This is a genomic window from Mycobacterium sp. E342, from assembly GCF_001667665.1.
Classification (GTDB): domain Bacteria; phylum Actinomycetota; class Actinomycetes; order Mycobacteriales; family Mycobacteriaceae; genus Mycobacterium.
Genome location: NZ_LZJM01000288.1, coordinates 1 through 927, shown reverse-complemented (window position 1 = coordinate 927; position 927 = coordinate 1). Strand labels below are relative to the sequence as shown.

The following is a 927-nucleotide window of genomic DNA, read 5'->3' as shown; positions in this document are numbered from 1 at the left end:
TTGGCGCACTTACTCGTTGCCCAAGGGGCGGGACCGGGTGGGTGTGTGGGGTTGTTGTTGCCGCGCGGCGCGCAGGCCATCGTGGCGATTCTGGCGGTGCTCAAGTCGGGGGCGGCCTATGTGCCAATCGATCCGGGCTGGCCGGCCGCGCGGATCGAGTTCCTGCTGACCGATGCCGGCCCGACCACGGTGCTTACCACGGCGGCCCTGCAGTCGCGGCTGGATGGCCATGACGTGGCGGTGATTGATGTCAGTGATCCCGCTATCGATGCCCAACCGGCCACCCGACCACCGGGTCCGGCGCCTGAGGATGTGGCGTATTTGATTTACACCTCGGGAACCACGGGTGTGCCCAAAGGTGTGGCGATTACTCACCATAACGTGACTCAGTTGATCGGGTCATTGGATGGGGATTTGGCGGCGCCGGGGCGGGTGTGGTCGCAGTGGCATTCGTATTCCTTTGACATTTCGGGTTGGGAGATTTTTGGTGCCCTGCTGCATGGCGCACGCCTGGTGGTGGTGCCTGAGGCGGTGGCGGCCTCCCCAGTTGACCTGCATGCCTTGCTGGTCGAGCAGCAGGTCAACATCTTGAGCCAGACTCCCACGGCGGTGGGGGCGCTGTCCCCGCAGGGGTTGGAGTCGGTGGCGCTGCTAGTCGGTGGGGAGTCGTGTCCGCCGGAGGTGGTCAATCGGTGGGCACCGGGGCGGGTGATGCTCAATGAATACGGCCCGACCGAGACCACGATGTGGGTGGCGATCAGCGCCCCACTCACCCCGGGCACGGGGGCCCCGCCGATTGGGTCGCCGGTCTCAGGAGCAGCACTGTTCGTGTTGGACCCGTGGTTGCAGCCGGTGCCGGCCGGGGTGGTCGGGGAACTCTATGTGGCCGGTCATGGTGTGGGGGTGGGGTATTGGGGCCGCTCACCA

The 927-nt window shown here is 66.1% G+C and carries 1 protein-coding gene; it reads left to right on the top strand.

What is annotated here, in order from left to right; translation table 11 throughout:
* On the top strand, nt 1–927 hold a 927-nt coding region (locus tag A5692_RS24060; protein WP_156766242.1), incomplete at both ends, for an AMP-binding protein.